Origin of the sequence: Providencia sp. PROV114 (assembly GCF_032704305.1) — a bacterium.
GTDB lineage: Bacteria > Pseudomonadota > Gammaproteobacteria > Enterobacterales > Enterobacteriaceae > Providencia > Providencia rettgeri.
This window is the reverse complement of sequence record NZ_CP120528.1, coordinates 3,961,747-3,984,060: the sequence shown is the minus strand read 5'-3', so window position 1 is coordinate 3,984,060 and position 22,314 is coordinate 3,961,747. Positions and strand designations below refer to the sequence as shown.

At 42.2% G+C, this 22,314-nt stretch carries 21 protein-coding genes and 2 tRNA genes; 18 read left to right on the top strand and 5 right to left on the bottom strand.

Translation table 11 applies throughout. From position 1 onward, the window contains the following. Window positions 1-49: 49 nt before the first annotated feature. Window positions 50-1,024 carry a LysR family transcriptional regulator gene (locus P3L37_RS17885; protein ID WP_004905935.1) on the bottom strand — a complete coding sequence of 325 codons (975 nt, stop codon included), beginning with the start codon at window positions 1,022-1,024 and terminating at the stop codon, window positions 50-52. A gap of 260 nt (window positions 1,025-1,284) precedes the next feature. Here P3L37_RS17885 and P3L37_RS17880 point away from each other — a divergent pair, with 260 nt between their 5' ends. Both P3L37_RS17880 and metC read left to right on the top strand, forming a co-directional pair. Continuing rightward, on the top strand, window positions 1,285-2,472 hold the full coding sequence (locus P3L37_RS17880) for an amino acid permease (protein ID WP_272667500.1): 1,188 nt from the start codon (window positions 1,285-1,287) through the stop codon (window positions 2,470-2,472). Between the two features lie 25 nt (window positions 2,473-2,497). Continuing rightward, entirely contained in the window at window positions 2,498-3,670 is a 1,173-nt protein-coding gene (gene metC, locus P3L37_RS17875) for a cystathionine beta-lyase (RefSeq protein WP_110731587.1), read from the top strand. A 93-nt stretch (window positions 3,671-3,763) separates the two neighbouring features. Here metC and P3L37_RS17870 read toward each other — a convergent pair whose 3' ends face one another. Beyond that, complete coding sequence (locus tag P3L37_RS17870) at window positions 3,764-4,036, bottom strand: helix-turn-helix domain-containing protein (RefSeq protein WP_004907453.1); 273 nt, start codon at window positions 4,034-4,036, stop codon at window positions 3,764-3,766. Window positions 4,037-4,552: 516 nt separating this feature from the next. Between P3L37_RS17870 and P3L37_RS17865 the strand changes: the two genes are divergently transcribed. Together P3L37_RS17865 and P3L37_RS17860 are read left to right on the top strand one after the other, a co-directional pair. Next, on the top strand, window positions 4,553-4,900 hold the full coding sequence (locus tag P3L37_RS17865; RefSeq protein ID WP_109912123.1) for a DNA-binding protein: 348 nt from the start codon (window positions 4,553-4,555) through the stop codon (window positions 4,898-4,900). Between the two features lie 131 nt (window positions 4,901-5,031). Continuing rightward, complete coding sequence (locus tag P3L37_RS17860; protein ID WP_004907457.1) at window positions 5,032-5,394, top strand: DNA-binding protein; 363 nt, start codon at window positions 5,032-5,034, stop codon at window positions 5,392-5,394. Window positions 5,395-5,434: 40 nt separating this feature from the next. On the opposite strand, the gene ispB is transcribed toward P3L37_RS17860, so the two are convergent. Continuing rightward, window positions 5,435-6,406: an octaprenyl diphosphate synthase gene (ispB, locus tag P3L37_RS17855; RefSeq protein ID WP_004907459.1), complete on the bottom strand. Its 972-nt coding sequence runs from the start codon at window positions 6,404-6,406 to the stop codon at window positions 5,435-5,437. A gap of 334 nt (window positions 6,407-6,740) precedes the next feature. Here ispB and rplU point away from each other — a divergent pair, with 334 nt between their 5' ends. The 3 genes from rplU to cgtA all read left to right on the top strand — a co-directional run bounded on the left by rplU (window position 6,741) and on the right by cgtA (window position 8,667). Beyond that, window positions 6,741-7,049 (top strand): 50S ribosomal protein L21, encoded by a 309-nt coding sequence (rplU, locus tag P3L37_RS17850; RefSeq protein WP_004905925.1) that lies wholly within the window; start codon window positions 6,741-6,743, stop codon window positions 7,047-7,049. Window positions 7,050-7,068: 19 nt separating this feature from the next. After that, complete coding sequence (rpmA, locus tag P3L37_RS17845; RefSeq protein ID WP_004905922.1) at window positions 7,069-7,326, top strand: 50S ribosomal protein L27; 258 nt, start codon at window positions 7,069-7,071, stop codon at window positions 7,324-7,326. 165 nt (window positions 7,327-7,491) lie between these two features. Then, on the top strand, window positions 7,492-8,667 hold the full coding sequence (cgtA, locus tag P3L37_RS17840; RefSeq protein ID WP_004907460.1) for an Obg family GTPase CgtA: 1,176 nt from the start codon (window positions 7,492-7,494) through the stop codon (window positions 8,665-8,667). A gap of 60 nt (window positions 8,668-8,727) precedes the next feature. Here the strand turns inward: cgtA and dacB are convergent, their stop codons facing one another. Then, window positions 8,728-10,176 (bottom strand): serine-type D-Ala-D-Ala carboxypeptidase, encoded by a 1,449-nt coding sequence (dacB, locus tag P3L37_RS17835; RefSeq protein ID WP_110731588.1) that lies wholly within the window; start codon window positions 10,174-10,176, stop codon window positions 8,728-8,730. 245 nt (window positions 10,177-10,421) lie between these two features. Between dacB and greA the strand changes: the two genes are divergently transcribed. After that, window positions 10,422-10,898 carry a transcription elongation factor GreA gene (greA, locus tag P3L37_RS17830; protein ID WP_004907463.1) on the top strand — a complete coding sequence of 159 codons (477 nt, stop codon included), beginning with the start codon at window positions 10,422-10,424 and terminating at the stop codon, window positions 10,896-10,898. A 118-nt stretch (window positions 10,899-11,016) separates the two neighbouring features. Here the strand turns inward: greA and yhbY are convergent, their stop codons facing one another. Continuing rightward, window positions 11,017-11,310, bottom strand: a complete 294-nt coding sequence (gene yhbY / locus P3L37_RS17825; protein WP_109912121.1) for a ribosome assembly RNA-binding protein YhbY — start codon at window positions 11,308-11,310, stop codon at window positions 11,017-11,019. Window positions 11,311-11,445: 135 nt separating this feature from the next. On the opposite strand from yhbY, the gene rlmE reads away from it, so the two are divergent. From rlmE to infB, 10 genes are all read left to right on the top strand, one after another. Continuing rightward, window positions 11,446-12,075 carry a 23S rRNA (uridine(2552)-2'-O)-methyltransferase RlmE gene (rlmE, locus tag P3L37_RS17820; RefSeq protein ID WP_004905912.1) on the top strand — a complete coding sequence of 210 codons (630 nt, stop codon included), beginning with the start codon at window positions 11,446-11,448 and terminating at the stop codon, window positions 12,073-12,075. A 48-nt stretch (window positions 12,076-12,123) separates the two neighbouring features. Continuing rightward, window positions 12,124-14,133 (top strand): ATP-dependent zinc metalloprotease FtsH, encoded by a 2,010-nt coding sequence (gene ftsH, locus P3L37_RS17815; RefSeq protein ID WP_004907466.1) that lies wholly within the window; start codon window positions 12,124-12,126, stop codon window positions 14,131-14,133. Window positions 14,134-14,199: 66 nt separating this feature from the next. Next, window positions 14,200-15,036, top strand: a complete 837-nt coding sequence (gene folP, locus P3L37_RS17810; RefSeq protein WP_004907467.1) for a dihydropteroate synthase — start codon at window positions 14,200-14,202, stop codon at window positions 15,034-15,036. 4 nt (window positions 15,037-15,040) lie between these two features. Further along, window positions 15,041-16,378 carry a phosphoglucosamine mutase gene (gene glmM, locus P3L37_RS17805; protein WP_238562581.1) on the top strand — a complete coding sequence of 446 codons (1,338 nt, stop codon included), beginning with the start codon at window positions 15,041-15,043 and terminating at the stop codon, window positions 16,376-16,378. Between the two features lie 220 nt (window positions 16,379-16,598). Then, window positions 16,599-16,943, top strand: a complete 345-nt coding sequence (gene secG / locus P3L37_RS17800) for a preprotein translocase subunit SecG (protein ID WP_004905902.1) — start codon at window positions 16,599-16,601, stop codon at window positions 16,941-16,943. 115 nt (window positions 16,944-17,058) lie between these two features. Further along, a tRNA-Leu gene (locus P3L37_RS17795) sits at window positions 17,059-17,148 on the top strand. Window positions 17,149-17,207: 59 nt separating this feature from the next. Then, window positions 17,208-17,284 (top strand) — tRNA-Met (locus P3L37_RS17790). Window positions 17,285-17,536: 252 nt separating this feature from the next. Further along, window positions 17,537-17,989, top strand: a complete 453-nt coding sequence (gene rimP / locus P3L37_RS17785) for a ribosome maturation factor RimP (protein ID WP_004907471.1) — start codon at window positions 17,537-17,539, stop codon at window positions 17,987-17,989. A 23-nt stretch (window positions 17,990-18,012) separates the two neighbouring features. Further along, window positions 18,013-19,521 (top strand): transcription termination factor NusA, encoded by a 1,509-nt coding sequence (nusA, locus tag P3L37_RS17780; RefSeq protein ID WP_004905898.1) that lies wholly within the window; start codon window positions 18,013-18,015, stop codon window positions 19,519-19,521. A gap of 23 nt (window positions 19,522-19,544) precedes the next feature. Next, a complete protein-coding gene (gene infB, locus P3L37_RS17775) occupies window positions 19,545-22,283 on the top strand; it encodes a translation initiation factor IF-2 (protein WP_109912120.1) in 2,739 nt (912 codons plus the stop codon). The last annotated feature ends 31 nt before the right edge of the window (window positions 22,284-22,314 follow it).

Sequence of the window (22,314 nt, the reverse complement as noted above, 5' to 3'; positions counted from 1 at the left end):
TAAAAGGTTGAGTTTCGTTTTGAACTCAACCTTTTTTATTGGTAAGTCATCATGAAGCATGCTGCCGCATCCAATGGTCCCAATGCGGATCTGATGGTATTTTCTCTACTAAAAAATCAATAAATGTCCTGATTTTAGGTGAGTGAGTGTGGGCTGGGTGGTATAAGGCATATAGGGCAAATGGAGTGGATTTAGGGTCATAATCCAATAAAACAGGGAGCAATTCCCCATTTTCAATATAATTGCCTAGCATATAAGTTGGTAAACAAACGATACCTTGATGGCAGCGAGCCGCCTCTAATAACCCTAAGCTACTATTTACCTCAATCATATTATTAATTTCTAGAGGATATGCGCTACCGTCTTTATCTGTCATGCGCCAAGTGTCAGGAATATTTGGGTTAATTAAACAATTGTGTGATGCAATATCGGCAGGAGATTGAGGAATACCATATCGTTCGAAATAAGTACGGCTCCCACAGTATACCCAATTAATATTACAAATTTTTCGTAACGCAAAGTTTTCGGGGGGATGGCTGGTAATTCGTAACGCAATATCAAAATCGACTTCATTTAAATTAATGAGCTCATCATTAAGGTCAACAGACAAACTCACTTTCGGATTGGTTTCTCGGTATTCACTGTATATTTGCATTAAATGACAGACTCCAAATGCAATAGAACAGGTAATTTTTAATTGCCCTTGAGCATGTTGATAGAAGCTGGCGGTATTGACCAATGAGTCATCGAGATCGGCCAATAAGTTTTGCGATCGTTGCAATAAATAGCGCCCTGCATCCGTTAAAATAAAATTTCGCGTTGTGCGCTTTAGGAGTACAACCCCCAACTGATCTTCGAGTTGTTGAAGACCTCGACTAACTGACGATGGTGTTACATTCAGCTTCTTGGCGGCAAGGCTGAAGCTATTGCACTCGACGATTTTAATGAATAACTCTAAATGCCGAAAAATCGCGTAGCTGTCAATTTTTGCTTTAAACGCAAAAGTGTTTTTATTTATTAGCATTGTCATGCCCTATTAAACCCGTTTATTCCAGCATACTATAATTGTGAATTTATCGCAGTTTACTCATGCCACACCAGTTTTAAAAAGAAACCTAGTTCCTACACAATAATGTTGTTCCTAACTTTTTTAATAATTAAATCTATAACGTTGAGGAATAGACTATGTCTAATAGTATTCAGGCAAGTGCAGATAATCCGATTAATACGAAAAAGATCCCCTTTACAAAATATGATGTTGGTTGGGTTATTTTGTGCATTGGCATGGCAATTGGTTCAGGAATTGTTTTTATGCCTGTGCAAATTGGTATCAAAGGTATTTGGGTCTTTATTGCAGCGACAATGCTTTCTTATCCAGCAATTTATTGGCTACAAAATTTATATCTAAGAACATTATCAGAATCTGAAGAATGCAATGATTACGCGAGTGTTATTACACAATATTTGGGGGAAAACTGGGGGATAGCATTAGGAATTGCCTATTTCTTGATGTTATTGCACGGGATGTTTTCTTACTCGTTGGCAGTCACCTTCGACAGCGCTTCTTACATTAAAACGTTTGGACTAACGGAAGGGCTATTATCTGATTCTGTTTGGTATGGATTGATTATTATATCAGTATTAGTCGCCATTGCTGCACAAGGGGAGCGGTTACTGTTTAAAGTCTCTGGTCCAATGGTTATTGTAAAATTTGGCATTATCGTACTGCTTGGTATAGTGATGGTGCCATATTGGAATTTTGCGAATATCACGGCTTTTCCTGATTTTCTCCCATTTATGCGGGATGTTTTTTTAACACTCCCATTTACCCTATTTTCTATATTATTTGTGCAAATATTGAGTCCTATGAATATTGCGTATCGTAAAATAGAAAGTGATAAACGCATTGCGACATACCGTGCAATACGCGCTAACCGTGTTGCATATATTATTCTCGCTGTTGCAGTCTTGTTTTTTGCTTTTTCTTTTACTTTTTCAATTAGCCATGAGCAAGCGGTATCGGCTTTTGAACAAAATATTTCAGCATTAGCGATTGCTGCGCAAGTGATACCCGGTGCCGTTGTAAAAGTAATGACCGCATTACTCAATATTTTTGCTATCTTGACGGCATTCTTAGGCATTTATTTAGGCTTCCAAGAAGCGATAAAAGGCATCGTAGTCAATTTACTGAGTCGATTTATTCCTGAAGAACGTATCAACCAAACAGTGCTACATTATGGGGTATGCTTAGGCGTTATCATTGCACTGTGGTTTTGGGTTTCAACACGGTTCTCAATTCTATTTTTTATGCAACTTGGTGGCCCATTATTTGGTATCGTTTCTTGTTTAATTCCTTGCTATCTGGTTTACAAAGTCCCTGCATTACACAAATTTAAAGGCCCAACAGTGTGGTTCATCATTTTCTTTGGTGTGTTGTTATGCCTATCTCCATTCTTTAAATTTTTCGAATAAATAATAATGTTGTTGAGAGGATCTCATGAAGAAAAAAGCGGTATCTGAATTTCATGTTGATACACAAGTTACCCAGTTAGGGAGAGACCCCGCTAAGCAAGCTGGGTTTGTAAATGCCCCCATTTATCGTGGCTCAACGGTCGTATTTCCAACGGTTGATGCTTTAATTAATGATAGGGCGGAATTTAATTATGGCACAGCGGGCACGCCAACAATTAAGCAATTGGAGCAAGCTTGGTCTGCTCTTGCTGGAGCTGAAGGTACGGTGCTTTCACCATCTGGTTTAGGCGCGATTGTATTGGCATTGCTGACAACCTTGAAAACAGGTGACCATTTATTAATGCCTGATAGTGTTTATCGGCCAACACGTAAATTTTGCCATGGTTTGTTGGATAAAATGGGGATCATCACGACCTATTATGATCCGATGATTGGTGCTGATATTGAAAAACTAGTAACGCCAAATACCAGCACAATTTTTTTAGAATCCCCTGGCTCTCAAAGTTTCGAAATTCAGGATGTTCCTGCAATTGTTGAGGTTGCAAAGCGCCATAATATTGCGACGATTATTGATAATACATGGGCGACACCTCTATTTTTTAAAGCTCATGAACTGGGTTGTGATATCTCGCTGGAGGCGGGTACTAAATATTTAGGTGGCCATTCTGATTTGCTAATGGGAGTTGTCTCAGCAAACCAAGCGTGGTGGCCGAAATTACGTGAAACTTATGATTACATGGCCATGCTGCCGGGAGCAGAGGACTGTTTTCTTGCGTTACGTGGTTTGCGAACCTTACCTATTCGTTTAAAAGAAGCCCAAGAAAGAGCTTTAAATATTGCACATTGGCTGCAAGAACGCACCGAAGTGATTCGTATTTTGCACCCTGCATTTGCGGATTGCCCAGGCCATGAAATTTGGAAGCGGGATTTCACAGGTTCATCGGGGCTATTTTCCATTGTACTTGATCCTAAATATACCCAAACAGATATTGCAAGAATGCTGGATGGTTTATCAATTTTTGGTATGGGGTATTCATGGGGGGGATTTGAAAGCTTAATTATTCCATTTAACTGTGCTGAATATCGAACTGTGACTAATTGGAATCCTGGAGGGCCAACATTGCGCTTGCAGATTGGCTTAGAAAATTTAGATGATTTAAAACAAGACCTTGCTGATGGTTTCGCGCGAATGAAGTAAACAAAGCTGTTTTTATTGATTTGCCATCAAAAGATAACGCCGTGAATAAATTAATTTATTATTCACGGCCTTATAATTTATTTCATTCAGTTTTTAATCTTCCACTGGTGTTTTTACTCTGACTTTTCTTTCTAATAAATCCCCTGTAATTGGATCGTAATAACGACTTGGCCAAATTTCAGCAGGGTGGATCGCTAAGAAATTTGCAATGATCCATTCCCCTTTAGGCCAAGGACGTGATAGTGCATTTGCTAACGTTGAAGAGCTTAACCCTGCCTCGCGTGAAATTGCGGCAAGTGTAGTTCCACGTTTACGTAAAGCTGCAATGATGTCTGCAGGGTGCCAGTCCGACTTCCGTAAAATCATTTTTTAGTCCTTTTTTCACTTAGAATCATGTAGAGTTAGTGGTACGAGTAACCGAAAATTATGATACATTCAGTACATCCGTTTAGTTATTGGAAATAAAATAACAGAAATTTCCCAAAATAATTTCTGATTTTTTCTTAAAAATTCATTTTATGAAACTGTCGTGGTTTTTATGAAATTAAATAGAAAGTCAGAATGAATAACTGTGAATTAGGATAAAACTTTGATGTTAAAACTAACTCTTTCTAGTTAGGGACAAGAATAGCGTATTTAATGCTACTTTTTACTTGTACGAGTAATATATCTAGATTAGTTAATAAAATTAGTTAAATTATTAGCAAGTAAATTATTTAATTATCTGTTATTAAAAGAAATTAGAATGCTAATAACAAATATAATTTGTATATTATTATTTATAGGTATAAATAAAACGAATGAGTCAATAAGGTTTTGAGAAAATATAGATAGTTTTCAACAACTGAAAATTAAATTGTCATCATGACTAGGAGGGTCAGCATGTACAAGGAATGGCTAACGGCAAAAGAGTTGGTTGGGTTACAAGGGCTTCCCATGACAACTCAAGGTATTAATGCAATGGCAAGGCGTGAAAACTGGTTAAACCGCAAAAGGCGGGGTATTCAAGGCAAAGCATTGGAATACCATATTAGTTCTTTACCTATCGATATTTTTGAAGGTCAGTTTGCTAACGAAACTTCACCACCTTATCAAGTAAAAAGAAATGATAATGCCTTTATTTGGCAGGAAGCTTATAACCAGCTTTCCAATGAGGAGAGAGACATTATCCTGACATTTATTATGCGTGAAGGGGCATTAGCGCTAATTAATTTAATTAATAATAAATAATTTACAATTACTTAAGGTGTAAATAATTAATATATAAAAATAATATTATATTGAATTTAAAAATTTTTTTAACTGATGACATTTTAGCAAAGCTGCAACAGCGGGTTTCATAATATAAGCGTGAAGTGAAAATGAAAAAATTGTGGTTCACTGCCAAAGAATTAGCAGGGTTAGAAGGGCTCCCTACATCACCCCAGGGAATTAACCTAATGGCAAGACGAGAAGGCTGGAAAAACCGCCGTAAAAGAGGGGTACAGGGTAAGGCTGTTGAGTATTACTTTGAAAGCTTACCGGGGGAAATCCAAGGGCAGCTTAGCCTGCATGAGCCTTCGGTAACTTATCAAAGCCAAAGAACCGATGCATTGCAAATCTGGTCGGAAGCGTATTACCAACTGACTGAGCCTGAGCGCAATAAAATAGTGAAATACATCCTGCGTTATGGTCTGTCATCACTGCTTGCTCAAATTGATGAAGAAGACAAAGGGGAAAAATAGCGTTTCCCCTTTTCTTGACCCGCTTTATCTTTTTTAGTGACTAAGAATGGCGTTGGATTGCGATATAAGCTAAGCCGATCAATGCATCTTTATAAATTGAATCTTCAATGACATGTAAGGCATCAATCGCTTTTTGTGCTTCTTCTTGGGCTCTTTCATAAGTATATTCAAGAGAACCACAGCGTTTCATGGTTGCGAGAACAGTATCTAACAGATGGCGTCCATTACCTTGTTCAATGGCTTGGCGGATCAATGCTGATTCTTCTTCGTTACCATTTTGCATCGCGTGAAGTAGGGGAAGTGTAGGCTTACCTTCATCTAAGTCATCACCCGTGTTTTTCCCCAGTTGAGCGTTGTCTGCATCATAATCGAGGAGATCATCAATTAACTGGAAAGCGGTACCAATATAACGACCATAATCTTGTAGTGCTTTTTCTTGCACGGGTGTTGCATTGGCTAAAATCGCAGATGCATGAGCCGCTGCTTCAAACAGACGTGCGGTTTTACTGTAGATCACTTGCATGTAGTTTTCTTCAGTAATGTTAGGATCGTTGCAGTTCATCAACTGTAAAACTTCGCCTTCAGCGATCACATTCGTCGCTTCAGACATTAGTTTTAGCACTCGCATTGAATCAAGATCCGTCATCATCTGGAATGATCGAGTGTAAATAAAATCACCTACTAAGACACTCGCGGCATTACCAAAAACAGCATTTGCAGTTTGCTTTCCACGACGCATATCAGATTCATCAACGACGTCATCATGCAGCAATGTTGCTGTATGAATGAACTCGATCAATGCAGCAACTTGGGTATGTTTATGACCCGAATAGCCTAAGGATCGACCTGCAAGTATTGCGATCATTGGCCGGATCCTTTTACCGCCACCACTGACTATGTAATAACCAAGCTGGTTAATTAGTGTAACATCTGAATTCAATTGACTGAGGATGGCTTCGTTTACCGCTGACATATCCTCAGTTGTCAGTTCAATAATAGATTCTAAATTCATCGTAATTTATTCATATTATTAGTTTTTGGTTCATTCCCGAAATAAAAAAATGGGAGACCGATAGAACAGTTATCTTTCTAGCATAACATTATTAATTATAAGATTATCAGGTGTGATGCAAAAAATGTTTAAATAAGTAACAATTGAGTGAATAGGGACGAAATCAATGCTCAAAAACGGTTATTGAGAAAAAAGTCGTATTTTTTGTCATCTAACCGCATTATTGGCTTGTGTTCTGCTGCTTTTTTGCGTAGAATTCGCGCCCTATTGTGAATATTTTATAGCGTACTCTGGAATTGAAATATTTAGCGGGTACGCGGAAAGCGGAGTTAATATGTACGCGGTTTTCCAAAGTGGTGGTAAACAACACCGAGTTAGCGAAGGTCAAACTGTCCGCCTAGAAAAGCTGGACATCGCAACAGGTGAAACTGTTGAATTTGATCAAGTTCTGATGGTTGCTAATGGCGATGAGATCCAAATCGGCGCTCCTGTCGTTGAAGGCGTTAAAGTGAAAGCGGAAGTGGTTGCACACGGTCGTGGCGAAAAAGTTAAAATCGTCAAATTCCGTCGTCGTAAACATAGCCGTAAACAACAGGGTCATCGTCAGTGGTTCACTGATGTTAAGATCACTGTCATCGCTTAAGATTTAGGAGAGCAGATTAATGGCACACAAAAAGGCTGGTGGTTCGACTCGTAACGGTCGTGACTCAGAAGCAAAACGTTTAGGTGTTAAACGTTTTGGTGGTGAAGCTGTATTAGCAGGTAGCATCATCGTTCGTCAACGTGGTACTAAGTTCCACGCAGGTAACAACGTAGGTTGTGGCCGTGACCACACTCTGTTCGCATTAGCGGACGGTAAAGTTAAATTTGAAGTTAAAGGTCCAAACAATCGTAAATTTATCAGCATCGAAGCTGAATAAGTTTTCTGACCTTTAATTCAGAATTAAAGCCCTGCAAAAACCTTTTGCGGGGCTTTTTATATTCAGATATTTGATCTTTAATGAACTACACACGTATTAAAGATACACCATCTCTGAGTAGAACAGCCATCCAGCGTTATGCGGCTCAGAAGCGGAGAAAGAATTATGAAATTTGTAGATGAAGCCAAAATATTGGTCGTGGCAGGAGATGGTGGCAATGGTTGTGTCAGCTTCCGCCGTGAAAAATACATCCCTAAAGGGGGACCGGACGGTGGTGACGGTGGCGATGGTGGGGACGTTTACTTACAAGCAGACGAAAACCTCAACACGCTAATCGACTATCGTTTTGAAAAATCATTTCGTGCAGAACGTGGCCAAAATGGCCAAAGCCGTGAATGTACAGGTAAACGTGGTCAAGACATCACTGTAAAAGTACCTGTAGGAACGCGTGTACGCGATTTAGGGACCAACGAAGTACTTTGTGATATGACACGTCATGATCAACGTCATATGGTCGCTAAAGGCGGTTTCCATGGGCTTGGGAATACCCGTTTTAAATCTTCAGTAAATCGCGCTCCACGTCAACGTACTATGGGGACTAAAGGTGAAACCCGCGAAATACTGTTAGAATTGATGCTGTTAGCAGATGTGGGCATGCTTGGTATGCCAAATGCAGGTAAATCAACATTTATCCGTTCTGTATCAGCAGCAAAACCAAAAGTCGCTGATTATCCATTTACCACTTTAGTCCCAAGCTTGGGTGTCGTGCGTATGGATAACGAGCAAAGCTTTGTGGTTGCCGATATTCCAGGATTGATCGAAGGCGCAGCAGAAGGTGCAGGCCTTGGGATCCAATTCCTGAAACACTTAGAGCGCTGTCGTGTCTTACTTCACTTGATTGACATTTGCCCTATTGATGAGTCTGATCCTGTCGAAAATGCGAAGATCATCATCAGTGAGTTAGAAAAATACAGTGAAAAACTGGCAGCAAAACCACGTTGGTTAGTCTTCAATAAAATTGATATCTTAGGTGAAGAGGAATCAGCACAGCGTGCGGCAGAAATTGCTAAAGCGATGGGCTGGGAAGATAAATTCTACATGATTTCAGCGGTTAACCACGAAGGTGTGAAAGCACTGTGTTGGGATATCATGGAATTTATGAATACTCAACCACGTGATATGGCAACAACTGAAGATGCACAGCAACCTGAAAAAGTTGAATTCATGTGGGATGATTATCATAAGGAACAACTTTCTGGTACTGAAGATTTTGATGATGACTGGGATGACGATTGGGATGAAGATGACGACGAAGGTGTCGAAATCATTTATCAAAAATAGTTTATCTTAGAAATATAAAAAGGCGCGAAAGCGCCTTTTTAATATCTAAATCACGTATGATCAGTTTTTCTGATACAGATCTTTATACAAACGGCTTTCAAACCGTACTAATGGTACTCGACGAGTACGTTGCTGGTTTTGCGGTACTGCATAAGCAGAGATAAACTGCACAAAAGCAACACGCTGGCCACTGGCAGTTGTGATAAAACCTGCGAGATTATAGACCCCTTGCAATGCCCCCGTTTTGGCGGAAACTTTACCATTTACACCAGCTTCATCAAAGCCGCCACGATAACGCAATGTACCATCATGACCTGCAAGTGGAAGCATGGAGATAAAATCGAGCTGTTGATCGTTTTTTGCGATAAATTGCAAGATCTCCATCATTGTTGCAGGCGTGATCAAATTGTGGCGAGACAGTCCTGAACCATCAACCATCACAGTATTGCCAAGATCGATCCCCGCTTTTTGCTTCAGTACTTGTCTTACCGCATCGGATCCTGAGCGCCAAGTACCTGGGACGCCATAATATTCTCGACCGATAGTACGAAAAACAGTGTCTGCTATCATATTATCGGATTTTTTTAGCATCACTTTTAACAAGTCATGCAGTGGTTTAGATTCAGTTTTGACTAACACTTGTGATTGAGGCGCTGGGAATGTGCGCTTTTTCACATGGCCGGTGAGCTCAATACCCGCAGTGGTTAATTCATTTTTGACAATCGCCCCTGAGTAACTTGCTCCGTTTTGTACCGCAAAGGCAAGTGGTAAGGGCTCGCTGCGTTGAGTTAAGCAACCTGTCAAGGTATAGCGATTCAGTTCACCAGGAACAACATCAAGTTCGCAATAGCGTGCTTCAGGGGAGCCTTTAGCTAATGTTTTGACTTCGCTGAACATATTGACAGGGTAAAAACTAGCCGCCTTAATGAAGGCATAGTCACCTGCTTTTTCTGCGGGATAAAGAGAAACTGAAAAACAGTTGCGGTCAATGATAGCAGCTGCAGGTGGCGCACTAAAACATTGGGTCATATCATTCCAAACCCAACCAGGCGCTTTGTCATGGCTAGTAAAAGCAGAAATATCAACGACGAGATCGCCATCAACTTTATGGATCCCAAGCTGCTTTAACGCATTAGCCATATTGCGAATTTGTTGACGGGTTAGTGTTGGGTCACCACTGAAGCGGATCACTAAATCGCCAGTCAATGTGTTGTTGCTAAGTTTTGCATCAGTTTCAAAATTGGTGACAAAACGGTAATCTGGCCCCAGTTGTAATAGGGCAGCAAGAGCGGTCACAACCTTTTGTGTACTTGCAGGTAATGCCATTTGCTGTGCATTATAATCAATTAATGGGGTACTACTTCCCACTTTTTGCGCGACCAGAGCAAGGTTAGTGCCATCAGGTAAATATTGTTTGTACTCATCAATAGGAATCGCAAAAACTTGCGTACTGGCTAAGGTAATTCCTAAAGAGATGATCCATTTTCTGGTTAAAGTTAATAATGACATATATTTCACGCATTAGGGTGGACATATAATACATACTAAAGTGTAATGCCCAAGAAAGTAAACGGTGACCCGTTATTAAGTCTCAGTTAAAATAGCGTACATTATGATAAGATAAATGAGTACATAAGTCTGATTGCGTTTTTTTACTAGAACACCCCCGGTTTTACGTAGGTGTTCGGTGTACTGTTGTTACAAAATCAGGAAGATACTTGTTTTTAGATAGGATTGAACCGAGGTATTTATTAATGAAACAGATCCCGATGACGGTACTTGGTGCGGATAAGCTAAGAGAAGAGCTTGAATTCCTTAAATCTGTCCGTCGCCCAGAAATTATTGCATCTATTGCAGAAGCGCGTGAGCACGGTGACTTAAAAGAAAATGCAGAATATCATGCAGCACGTGAGCAACAAGGTTTCTGTGAGGGCCGTATTCAAGAAATCGAAGGTAAGCTTTCTCACGCTCAAGTGATCGATGTAACTAAAATGGTCAATAATGGTCGCGTTATCTTTGGCGCAACTGTGACAGTACTGAATGTTGATACCGATGAAGAGCTAACGTATCGTATCGTTGGTGATGACGAAGCAGATATTAAGATCAATCTGATTTCTGTTAACTCCCCGATAGCACGTGGTTTAGTGGGTAAAGAAGTTGATGACGTGGTCTCAATTAAAACCCCAGGTGGCGATGTTGAGTTCGAAATTCTTAAAGTTGAGTATATCTGATTCCTATTTCCCTGAATTGGTTATATTATTTCCCTGATTTAAAGAAAAAGGCCGCAGGCGGCCTTTTTCATCATATAAAACATGCTTTCAATGGCATTTTTATATAAATGATGGGAAATTATTTAGGTAAAATGATTTTGCTGTCTGCCGAAGGACGGTAGATAACAAGAATTTTACCGATGATTTGTACATTTACTGCACCAGTTTCGCGAACAATCGCATCAGCGATCAAATTTTTAGTATCACGGTCTTCGCCTGCGATCTTGACTTTGATAAGCTCATGATGCGCTAATGAGAGTTCAATCTCAGCCAAAACACCTTCGGTTAAACCATTGTTGCCGATCATAACAACAGGGTTTAAATGGTGAGCGAGACTTTTTAGGTGCTGAATTTGTTTTTTATTAAGATTCATTGATTTTTTGCTTGGTTAGTATTGAAAATGGCTTATTCTACCGCCATCTGATATCTATCACCATCAATTATATCTTTTTGATGGTAAAGAAGCAGCAAGTTAGGTGAAGTTCTTTTAGTATAGTTGGAAAGCACAATGGCCAATAAAAAACGTTCGGCAAGCTCAAGTCGCTGGTTGCAAGAGCATTTTAGTGATAAATATGTTCAGCAAGCACAAAAAAAAGGGCTACGCTCACGTGCATGGTTTAAGCTGGAAGAAATCCAGCAAGGTGATAAAATTTTTAAACCAGGTATGACCGTTGTTGATTTAGGAGCAGCCCCTGGTGGTTGGTCGCAATACGTTGTTAGCCAAATAGGTCATAATGGGCGGGTTATTGCTTGTGACTTATTGCCGATGGACCCAATCGTTGGCGTTGATTTCCTGCAAGGGGATTTTCGCGATGAAGCCGTTCTCGCCGCTTTGTTAGAACGCGTTGGCGACAAAAAAGTACAGGTGGTCATGTCTGACATGGCGCCAAATATGAGTGGGACACCAGCGGTTGATATTCCTCGCTCTATGTATCTAGTTGAATTAGCATTGGATATGTGCCGTGCTGTATTGGCGCCTGGGGGGAGTTTCATTGTTAAAGTGTTTCAGGGAGAAGGCTTTGACGATTACCTTAGGGATATCCGCTCCCTGTTTACGAAAGTAAAAGTTCGTAAACCCGAATCTTCGCGGGCACGGTCACGTGAAGTATACATTGTAGCGACAGGGCTAAAACTATAGTACCCTGAGCGTTATTTGTTAACACAGTTGTAATATGAGGTTAATCCCTTGAGTGACATGGCGAAAAACCTGATTCTCTGGTTAGTCATCGCAGTTGTTCTGATGTCCTTGTTCCAGAGTTTTGGCCCAAGCGATTCGAATAGTCGCAGAGTCGATTATTCTACGTTTATCAATGAGTTAGCCCAGGATCAGGTGCGTGAAGTTCGTATCACCGGTCGTGAACTGAACGTCAGAAAGGCTGATAATAGCCGCTATACAACTTATCTTCCTATGCAGGATGAGAAGCTGTTAGACACTTTGCTGAATAAGCATGTGACGGTTGTTGGTGAACCACCAGAAGAACCTAGCTTACTGACATCTATTTTTATTTCCTGGTTCCCAATGCTTCTGTTGATTGGTGTCTGGATTTTCTTCATGCGCCAGATGCAAGGCGGTGGCGGCAAGGGGGCGATGTCATTTGGCAAAAGTAAAGCCCGCATGCTGACAGAAGATCAGATCAAAACAACATTTGCAGACGTTGCTGGGTGTGATGAAGCCAAAGAAGAAGTAGGCGAAATCGTAGAGTTTCTGCGTGAACCTGCTCGTTTCCAAAAACTTGGCGGTAAAATTCCAAAAGGCGTCCTGATGGTAGGGCCTCCAGGAACAGGTAAAACATTACTGGCAAAAGCTATCGCTGGTGAGGCAAAAGTCCCATTCTTCACTATTTCCGGTTCAGACTTCGTGGAAATGTTTGTGGGTGTGGGGGCTTCTCGTGTTCGTGATATGTTCGAACAAGCGAAAAAAGCAGCGCCTTGTATCATCTTTATCGATGAGATTGACGCAGTAGGTCGTCAACGTGGTGCCGGTCTTGGTGGTGGTCACGATGAGCGTGAGCAAACACTGAACCAAATGCTAGTTGAAATGGACGGTTTTGAAGGTAATGAGGGTATTATTGTTATCGCAGCAACTAACCGTGCTGACGTACTTGACCCTGCTTTATTACGTCCAGGTCGTTTTGACCGTCAGGTAGTTGTTGGCTTACCAGACGTTCGTGGCCGTGAACAAATTCTGAAAGTACATATGCGTCGTGTTCCTATCGACCCAAGCGTAGATACTTTCATTCTTGCTCGTGCAACACCTGGCTTCTCGGGTGCTGAATTGGCAAACTTGGTTAACGAAGCCGCGTTGTTTGCCGCACGTGCAAACATGCGTGTCGTTTCCATGGTTGAATTCGAAAAAGCGCGTGACAAAATTTGGATGGGTGCAGAGCGTCGTTCTCTGATGATGACCGAAGAGCAAAAAGAATCAACGGCTTACCATGAAGGTGGTCATATGATTATCGGTCATTTAATGCCAGAGCATGACCCTGTTCACAAAGTCACAATTGTTCCACGTGGTCAAGCACTGGGTGTGGCCTTCTTCTTACCGGAAGGTGATGAAGTTAGCCGTAGTCGCTTGAAACTCGAAGGTATGATTGCGACAGCCTATGCGGGGCGTATTGCTGAAGAACTGATTTACGGTCGCGATAAAGTAACGACGGGAGCATCTTCAGATATTCAGTTTGCAACTAATACGGCACGTAACATGGTAACGCAATGGGGCTTCTCAGACCGTTTAGGCCCAATGCAATACTCGAAAGAAGAAGGTCCAGCGTTCTTAGGTCGTTCTTCAGGTAATGGTTCTGGAATTTCTGATGAAACAGCACGTATTGTTGATGAAGAAATTAAGAAAATTTTAGACCACTGTTACCAACTGGCTTACAAAACACTGGAAGACAATATCGATATTCTACATGCAACGAAAGATGCATTACTGAAATATGAAACTATCGATATGCCAATGATTGATGATTTAATGAATCGTCGTCCAGTTCGTGAACCAGCGGGTTGGGATGAAGATAAAAAAGTCAGTAATGTGACCGGAACATTTGGTAAAGGTGCGGCAAATGTAGCAAAAACAGCCGAAAAACCTCAATCTGAAGAACCTAATAACAGTGCTGAAGAACCAAGTAATACCGATAATAGTAATAATACTGATGAATCAAAACCATCAGATAATAACGACAGCAAACCACAATAAGCGGTCGTGAAATAAAATACTAAGACCCCAGTTCGCTGGGGTTTTTTTCGTTAAGGAAAAATAACAATGCAAATCAAAGCGAGAGGCAGTGTTCTTGACTTATCCACACCAAAGGTGATGGGGATTTTGAATGTCACTCCTGATTCATTTTCAGATGGTGGCACTCATAATCGTTATCATGATGCGCTTGAGCATGTGGCAAAAATGGTTCAACACGGCGCGGCTATCATTGATATTGGTGGCGAATCGACCCGTCCTGGCGCCGCTGAAGTCTCTGTGAATGAGGAACTTGACCGAGTTATTCCCATTGTTGAAGCGATAGCACAGCGTTTTGATGTGTGGATTTCAGTTGATACTTCGAAAGCGAAAGTCATGGCCGAAGCTGCAAACGCAGGCATGCATATTATCAATGACATTCGTTCGCTCCATGAGCCAGGTGCATTAGAAGTTGCTGCGAAAACAGGTTTACCCGTTTGCATTATGCATATGCAAGGCCAGCCAAGAACGATGCAAGAAGCACCAAATTATGAAAACGTGGTGCGTGAAGTAAAAGACTATCTTGACGCTGAAATCACCCGATGCGTGACTGCAGGGATAGAGAGACAGCAAATTATCCTTGATCCAGGCTTTGGTTTTGGTAAGAACTTGTCGCATAATTACCAGTTATTGGCAAACTTAGAGCAATTTCATAATTTCGGACTACCGCTATTGGCAGGGATGTCACGTAAATCTATGATTGGACAATTATTAAATGTTCCACCACAAGAACGTCTCGCAGGCAGCCTAACTTGCGCAGTGATTGCTGCGATGCAAGGAGCACACATCATTCGAGTTCATGATGTCAAAGAAACCGTGCAAGCGATGCAAGTGGTACAGATGACTCTGTCAGAAAAGGAAAAATAAGCGTATGAGCGACCGTAAATATTTTGGTACTGATGGTATTCGTGGCAAAGTGGGTGATAGCCCAATTACTCCTGATTTTGTTTTAAAATTAGGTTGGGCGGCAGGAAAGGTTCTTGCACGCCATGGTTCACGTAAAATTATTATTGGTAAAGATACGCGTATTTCTGGCTATATGCTGGAGTCCTCGCTAGAAGCCGGCTTAGCTGCTGCAGGTTTATCTGCATCTTTCACTGGCCCAATGCCAACCCCTGCGGTCGCTTATTTAACACGTACTTTCCGCGCAGAAGCGGGGATTGTCATTTCAGCATCTCATAACCCATATTATGACAATGGGATTAAATTCTTCTCAATTGATGGAACCAAATTGCCTGATGAAGTCGAAGAAGCTATTGAAGCTGAAATGGAAAAGCCGATCACATGCGTTGAATCAGCAGAATTAGGTCGTGCAAACCGTATTGTCGATGCTGCGGGCCGTTATATTGAATTTTGTAAAGGTACGTTCCCGAACGAACAAAGCCTAGCAAGTTTAAAAATAGTGATTGACTGTGCTAACGGGGCGACTTATCACATCGCACCAAATGTGTTTCGTGAATTAGGGGCTGAGGTTATCACTATCGGTTGTGATCCTAATGGGATCAACATCAATGAAGAATGTGGTGCAACGGATGTGCGTCAATTGCAACAAAAAGTACTGGAAGAAAAAGCGCACGTTGGCTTGGCATTTGATGGTGATGGCGACCGCATTATCATGGTTGACCACCTCGGTGAAAAAGTCGATGGTGACCAAATCCTCTTTATTATTGCTCGTGAAGCACTACGTCAAGGCCAGCTAAAAGGCGGCGTAGTCGGAACACTAATGAGTAATATGGGATTAGAAATCGCTCTGAAACAGCTAGGAATTCCTTTTGAGCGTGCAAAAGTGGGCGACCGCTATGTCCTCGAAAAATTACAGGAAAAAGGTTGGCGCATGGGGGCTGAAAACTCAGGCCACGTGATTTTATTGGATAAAACGACTACTGGTGACGGGATTGTTGCAGGCTTGCAGGTATTAAGTGCTATGGTACGTAACCATATGAGCTTACATGACTTATGCAGTGGTATGAAATTATTACCTCAAGTGTTAGTCAATGTCCGTTTCAAAGGCCAACACGATCCACTACAAAGTAATGCGGTGGTTGCAGCGAACGAAGAAGTTGAAAAACAATTGGCAGGAAAAGGCCGTGTATTACTGAGAAAATCAGGAACAGAGCCGTTAATCCGTGTCATGGTTGAAGGTGAAAATGAAGCTGATGTGACTGCAATGGCAAACTATATTGCGGATGCTGTAAAAGCAGCGGGCTAAGTTATTATGGGTGAAGCTGAGCGATATTTTGATGATTTGTTGTTTTTTTCTGCAAATAATCAAATGGAATCAAAATAGACTTGCTTGTCGGCTCAGCTTTGGTTAGTATTCGCACCTGCTCAATCCCGTAAGAGTATTCTTTCACGGTCGAAATGAGTAGGTGTGCAGTGATAAAGGTCATAGCATTAGGCTATGCACCGCAACTGAATAGGTAACTCAAATGTATGTAGCTCTTTTAATTATTTTCTTGCTAGCGGCTATCGGGCTTATTGGTCTGATTATGTTACAGCAAGGTAAAGGTGCTGACATGGGAGCTTCATTCGGTGCGGGCGCTTCTGCAACACTGTTTGGTTCATCGGGCTCAGGTAACTTCATGACCCGTATGACTGGAATCTTGGCTGCTGTGTTTTTCATCATCAGTTTGATACTTGGCAATATGACTGCTAACAAGTACGGAACTGGTAGTGGTAGTAAGTGGGAAAACATTAGTGAACCTACAAAAGTCGAGCAACCAACAGACGTTCCGGCAGCACCAGCTACACCAACGAGCGATATCCCTCGTTAAGTGTGAAAGATTCCGAATGAAGGCAACTAATGCCATCATTAAGTAGTAAGCTCAGCGATGAGTGAGAAGTTAAAATTTGAGGTTATTGATTAACTATTGATAACCTCGCCTCAGTGCCGAGGTGGTGAAATTGGTATACACGCTACCTTGAGGTGGTAGTGCCTACAAAACGGGCGTACGGGTTCAAGTCCCGTCCTCGGCACCATTATTTTAGATGGCTTGTGATTTGCAGGTTATCTGTGTAGAATATGACACGTTTTCGAACGCGGGATGGAGCAGCTTGGTAGCTCGTCGGGCTCATAACCCGAAGGTCGTCGGTTCAAATCCGGCTCCCGCAACCATTTCTTATTCAACATACCTTGTCAGTATCTTAGTCTATAGTAGTTATCCGGTGTAGCAATCAAGTGCAGTTAACTAACAGCTCTCAAAATTTCTCATCGATTTCTCTAGATTTTACAGGTATAATAAGAATATGGTGAACCCGTGCACTACAGGGTCCAGTTGCATAAAGCCCCGAATTTCGGGGTTTTTTGTTATTTGACAATCGAATTAACTGGGCTTTTATAGCCCTTTTTTTATGTCTGGGGGTGGGCTTGTCCACATTAGAACAGAAATTAACAGAGATGATTTCAGCACCGGTGGAGGCGCTAGGCTTTGAATTTGTTGGCTTAGAGTTTATCCGTGGTCGCACATCGACACTGCGTGTCTTCATCGATAGTGAAGAAGGCATCACTGTTGATGATTGTGCTGATGTCAGCCATCAGGTCAGTGCAGTATTGGACGTTGAAGATCCAATTTCTGTCATTTATAACCTGGAAATATCGTCACCAGGGCTTGAGCGTCCATTATTCACTATTGCGCATTACGAGCGTTTTATGGGTGAAGAGGTGGCATTGACTTTGCGTATAGCAATGCAGAACCGCCGTAGGTGGCAAGGCGTTATTAAGGCCATAGACGGTGAAATGATTACGGTTACTGTAGATGGTAAGGATGAGGTGTTCGCCCTCGGCAACATCCAGAAAGCTAACTTGGTACCCCACTTTTAATAAAGTTCAATGAGGCAACTAGGATGAATAAAGAAATTCTGGCTGTTGTAGAAGCGGTTTCTAACGAAAAATCCCTCCCTCGTGAAAAAATCTTCGAGGCTCTGGAAACTGCATTAGCGACGGCGACTAAAAAGAAATACGAGCAAGAAATTGATGTCCGTGTAGAAATTGACCGTAAATCAGGTGATTTCGACACCTTCCGTCGTTGGTTAATTGTCGAAGAAGTCACAATGCCAACGCGTGAAATTACGTTAGAAGCGGCTCAATACGAAGATCCTGCACTGCAGCTTGGAGAGTACGTCGAAGACCAAATCGAGTCTGTTGTATTTGACCGTATTACCACTCAAACAGCTAAGCAAGTTATCGTACAGAAAGTACGCGAAGCAGAGCGTGCGATGGTTGTTGACCAATTCCGTGAGCAACAAGGTGAAATTATCACTGCTCAGGTGAAAAAAGTTAATCGTGAAAATATCACGTTAGACTTAGGCAATAACGCTGAGGCTGTGATTCTGCGTGAAGATATGTTGCCACGTGAAAACTTCCGTCCAGGTGACCGTATCCGCGGAGTCCTGTATGATGTTCGTCCTGAAGCGCGCGGCGCACAACTTTTTGTTACGCGTTCTCGCCCTGAAATGCTGATTGAGTTATTCCGCATTGAAGTGCCAGAAATCGGTGAAGAAATTATTGAAATCAAAGCCGCTGCCCGTGACCCAGGTTCTCGTGCAAAAATTGCGGTTAAAACTAATGACAAGCGTATCGACCCTGTTGGTGCTTGTGTTGGTATGCGTGGAGCGCGAGTTCAAGCCGTTTCTAGTGAATTAGGCGGCGAAAGAATTGATATTGTGTTATGGGACGATAACCCAGCTCAATTCGTTATTAATGCAATGGCTCCGGCTGATGTTGCATCTATCGTGGTCGATGAAGACAAATGTACGATGGATGTTGCCGTAGAAAGCAGTAATCTGGCGCAAGCCATTGGACGTAACGGTCAAAACGTGCGTCTGGCAGCGCAATTACTGAAAAAACACCGTGGTGATGACAAGTGGGAATTAAACGTCATGACCGCAGAAGAGCTTAATGCAAAACATCAGGCAGAAGCACATGCTTCTATTGATACATTCACCAAGCATCTTGATATTGATGAAGAGTTTGCCACTGCACTTGTTGAAGAAGGCTTCTCGACGTTAGAAGAACTGGCTTACGTGCCTATTAATGAACTTCTGGAAATTGATGGTCTTGATGAAGAGACTGTTGAAGTTCTACGTGAAAGAGCGAAAGCGGCCCTCACCACAATAGAATTGGCTCAAAAAGAGAGCCTAGGTGATAATCAGCCAGCAGAAGATTTGTTGAATCTTGAAGGTATGGATCGTACTCTTGCCTATAATTTGGCTACTCGTGGAATCTGTACACTGGAAGATCTTGCTGAGCAGGGCATCGACGACCTGATTGATATTGAAGGTCTGGATGATGAGAAAGCAGGTACGCTCATCATGGCCGCACGTAATATTTGCTGGTTCGGTAACGATGCGTAAACACTGTAGCAGGAAGGAACGGCATGACAGAAACTGTAAAAACATTGGCAACGGAAATTCAAACCACAGTTGATCGCCTGGTACAGCAATTTGCTGAAGCAGGGATCAAAAAAGGTGAGAATGACTCTGTTAGCCAGTCAGAAAAAGAAGCTTTACTGAGCCATTTAAACCGTGAACAAGGCGGAGTAGCGGGTCAGCCAAGCAAATTGACACTACAGCGCAAAACTCGTAGTACGCTGAGTGTCCCCGTCACCGGTGGCAAAAGCAAATCGGTAAATGTCGAAGTCCGCAAAAAACGCACTTATGTGAACCGTGATGCTGAAGAAGCAAAAGCGGAAGAGCAGGCGCAGCGTGAAGCGGAAGAGCAGGCACAGCGCGAAGCTGAAGAACTGGCACAACGTCAAGCAGAAGCAAAACGATTAGCAGAAGAAACAGCTAAACGTGAAGCGGAAGAAAAGGCAAAACGTGAAGCCCAAGAGAAAGCAAAACGTGAAGCAGCAGATAAAGCTACGCGCGAAGCAGCGGAAAGAGAAAAAGTGAAACCAAGCGAAAATCAACAAAAAGCAGGCAAAGCTGTAGAAAGTAATGCCGACAAACAACGCCGTGAAGCTGAAGCTGCGGAGCTAAAACGTAAAGCTGAAGAAGAAACTCAGCGCAAAGTTGAAGCAGAAGCACGTCGCGTGGCTGAAGAAGCACGCAAAATGGCTGAAGAAAACGGTGAAAAGTGGACTGCAGACACGAAAACTGAAGAAGATAGCGATTATCACACAACAACTTCGACGCACGCTCGTGCAGCCGAAGATGAAAGTGATGAGAAAGAAGAAGGCCGTCGTTCACGTAATCGTACTGCAAAAGCACCTCGCCAAAAGAAAGGTAATAAACTTTCTGAAAAAGCAGATCGCGAAGAAGAACGTGCCGCTGGCCGTTCAGGTCGCAGCAAAGGTAAGCAACGTAAAGGTAGTTCTTTACAACAAAGCTTTACTAAGCCAGCCGTTGCGGTTAACCGTGATGTGGTAATTGGTGAAACGATCACCGTTGGTGAACTTGCTAATAAAATGGCAGTAAAAGGTTCTCAAGTCATCAAAACTATGATGAAGATGGGCGCCATGGCGACTATCAACCAAGTGATTGACCAAGAAACTGCACAGTTAGTCGCAGAGGAAATGGGCCACAAAGTTATTCTGCGTCGTGAAAACGAATTAGAAGAAGCGGTAATGAATGACCGTGACACGGGTTCTGCACTTCAAGAGCCACGTGCGCCAGTTGTGACCATTATGGGTCACGTTGACCATGGTAAAACCTCTCTACTTGACTACATTCGTTCAACGAAAGTAGCATCAGGTGAAGCGGGTGGTATTACTCAGCACATTGGTGCTTACCACGTACAAACTGACAAGGGTATGATCACCTTCTTAGATACCCCAGGTCACGCCGCGTTTACTTCAATGCGTGCTCGTGGTGCTCAGGCAACGGATATCGTTGTTCTGGTTGTTGCCGCAGACGATGGTGTTATGCCACAAACAATTGAAGCTATTCAGCATGCGAAAGCGGCAGGTGTGCCAATTGTTGTCGCGGTAAATAAAATTGATAAACCAGAAGCAGACCCAGATCGCGTTAGAAATGAGCTGTCTCAGTACGGTGTTATTTCTGAAGATTGGGGTGGTGATACTCAGTTCATCAGCGTTTCTGCGAAGAAAGGTACCGGTATTGATGAGCTGCTCGATGCTATCTTGCTGCAAGCTGAAGTCTTAGAACTGAAAGCGGTATATGCAGGTATGGCAAGCGGTGTCGTTGTTGAATCGTACTTAGACAAAGGTCGTGGCCCAGTTGCAACAATCCTGGTTCAAGAAGGTACATTGAACAAAGGCGATATCGTCCTGTGTGGTTTCGAATATGGCCGTATTCGTGCAATGCGTAACGAATTAGGTAAAGAAGTTCAATCTGCAGGTCCTTCTATGCCTGTTGAGATTTTAGGTTTATCTAACGTGCCTTCGGCGGGTGATGAAGCCACCGTTGTACGTGACGAGAAAAAAGCACGTGAAGTTGCCCTGTACCGTCAAGGTAAATTCCGTGATGTTAAATTAGCTCGCCAGCAGAAATCTAAACTGGAAAACATGTTTGCTAACATGGAAGAAGGTAAAGTATCTGAGCTGAACATCGTTCTGAAAACCGACGTTCAAGGTACTTGTGAAGCGATTACTGACTCTCTAATGAAGCTGTCGACTGATGAAGTTAAAATTAAGATCATCGGTTCTGGTGTCGGTGGTATCACTGAAACTGACGCAACATTAGCTGCGGCATCGAATGCTATTATCTTAGGCTTCAACGTACGTGCAGATGCTTCTGCTCGTCGTGTGATTGAAAGTGAAAGTGTTGACTTACGCTACTACTCTGTTATCTATAGCTTAATTGATGAAATCAAACAAGCGATGAGCGGTATGTTAGCGCCTGAGTACAAACAGCAAATTATTGGTCTGGCAGAAGTTCGTGATGTGTTTAAATCACCGAAATTCGGTGCTGTTGCTGGTTGTATGGTCACTGAGGGCACCATCAAACGTAATAACCCAATCCGTGTATTACGTGATAACGTCGTTATCTATGAAGGTGAATTAGAATCACTGCGCCGCTTTAAAGATGACGTCAATGAAGTTCGTAACGGTATGGAATGTGGTATCGGCGTTAAGAACTACAACGACGTTCGCGTTGGCGATATGATCGAAGTCTTCGAAATCATTGAAGTTAAGCGTTCTATCGACGGTTAATTTTGTGGGAGCCCACGAAGTATCGTGATTA

What these genes read in the sequence shown, in the direction of transcription:
- P3L37_RS17885 (WP_004905935.1), bottom strand. Translation starts at nt 1,024, where the DNA reads ATGCTAATAAATAAAAACACTTTTGCGTTTAAAGCAAAAATTGACAGC.
- P3L37_RS17880 (WP_272667500.1), top strand. Translation starts at nt 1,285, where the DNA reads ATGGCAATTGGTTCAGGAATTGTTTTTATGCCTGTGCAAATTGGTATC.
- metC (WP_110731587.1), top strand. Translation starts at nt 2,498, where the DNA reads ATGAAGAAAAAAGCGGTATCTGAATTTCATGTTGATACACAAGTTACC.
- P3L37_RS17870 (WP_004907453.1), bottom strand. Translation starts at nt 4,036, where the DNA reads ATGATTTTACGGAAGTCGGACTGGCACCCTGCAGACATCATTGCAGCT.
- P3L37_RS17865 (WP_109912123.1), top strand. Translation starts at nt 4,553, where the DNA reads ATGTACAAGGAATGGCTAACGGCAAAAGAGTTGGTTGGGTTACAAGGG.
- P3L37_RS17860 (WP_004907457.1), top strand. Translation starts at nt 5,032, where the DNA reads ATGAAAAAATTGTGGTTCACTGCCAAAGAATTAGCAGGGTTAGAAGGG.
- ispB (WP_004907459.1), bottom strand. Translation starts at nt 6,406, where the DNA reads ATGAATTTAGAATCTATTATTGAACTGACAACTGAGGATATGTCAGCG.
- rplU (WP_004905925.1), top strand. Translation starts at nt 6,741, where the DNA reads ATGTACGCGGTTTTCCAAAGTGGTGGTAAACAACACCGAGTTAGCGAA.
- rpmA (WP_004905922.1), top strand. Translation starts at nt 7,069, where the DNA reads ATGGCACACAAAAAGGCTGGTGGTTCGACTCGTAACGGTCGTGACTCA.
- cgtA (WP_004907460.1), top strand. Translation starts at nt 7,492, where the DNA reads ATGAAATTTGTAGATGAAGCCAAAATATTGGTCGTGGCAGGAGATGGT.
- dacB (WP_110731588.1), bottom strand. Translation starts at nt 10,176, where the DNA reads ATGTCATTATTAACTTTAACCAGAAAATGGATCATCTCTTTAGGAATT.
- greA (WP_004907463.1), top strand. Translation starts at nt 10,422, where the DNA reads ATGAAACAGATCCCGATGACGGTACTTGGTGCGGATAAGCTAAGAGAA.
- yhbY (WP_109912121.1), bottom strand. Translation starts at nt 11,310, where the DNA reads ATGAATCTTAATAAAAAACAAATTCAGCACCTAAAAAGTCTCGCTCAC.
- rlmE (WP_004905912.1), top strand. Translation starts at nt 11,446, where the DNA reads ATGGCCAATAAAAAACGTTCGGCAAGCTCAAGTCGCTGGTTGCAAGAG.
- folP (WP_004907467.1), top strand. Translation starts at nt 14,200, where the DNA reads ATGCAAATCAAAGCGAGAGGCAGTGTTCTTGACTTATCCACACCAAAG.
- glmM (WP_238562581.1), top strand. Translation starts at nt 15,041, where the DNA reads ATGAGCGACCGTAAATATTTTGGTACTGATGGTATTCGTGGCAAAGTG.
- secG (WP_004905902.1), top strand. Translation starts at nt 16,599, where the DNA reads ATGTATGTAGCTCTTTTAATTATTTTCTTGCTAGCGGCTATCGGGCTT.
- nusA (WP_004905898.1), top strand. Translation starts at nt 18,013, where the DNA reads ATGAATAAAGAAATTCTGGCTGTTGTAGAAGCGGTTTCTAACGAAAAA.
- infB (WP_109912120.1), top strand. Translation starts at nt 19,545, where the DNA reads ATGACAGAAACTGTAAAAACATTGGCAACGGAAATTCAAACCACAGTT.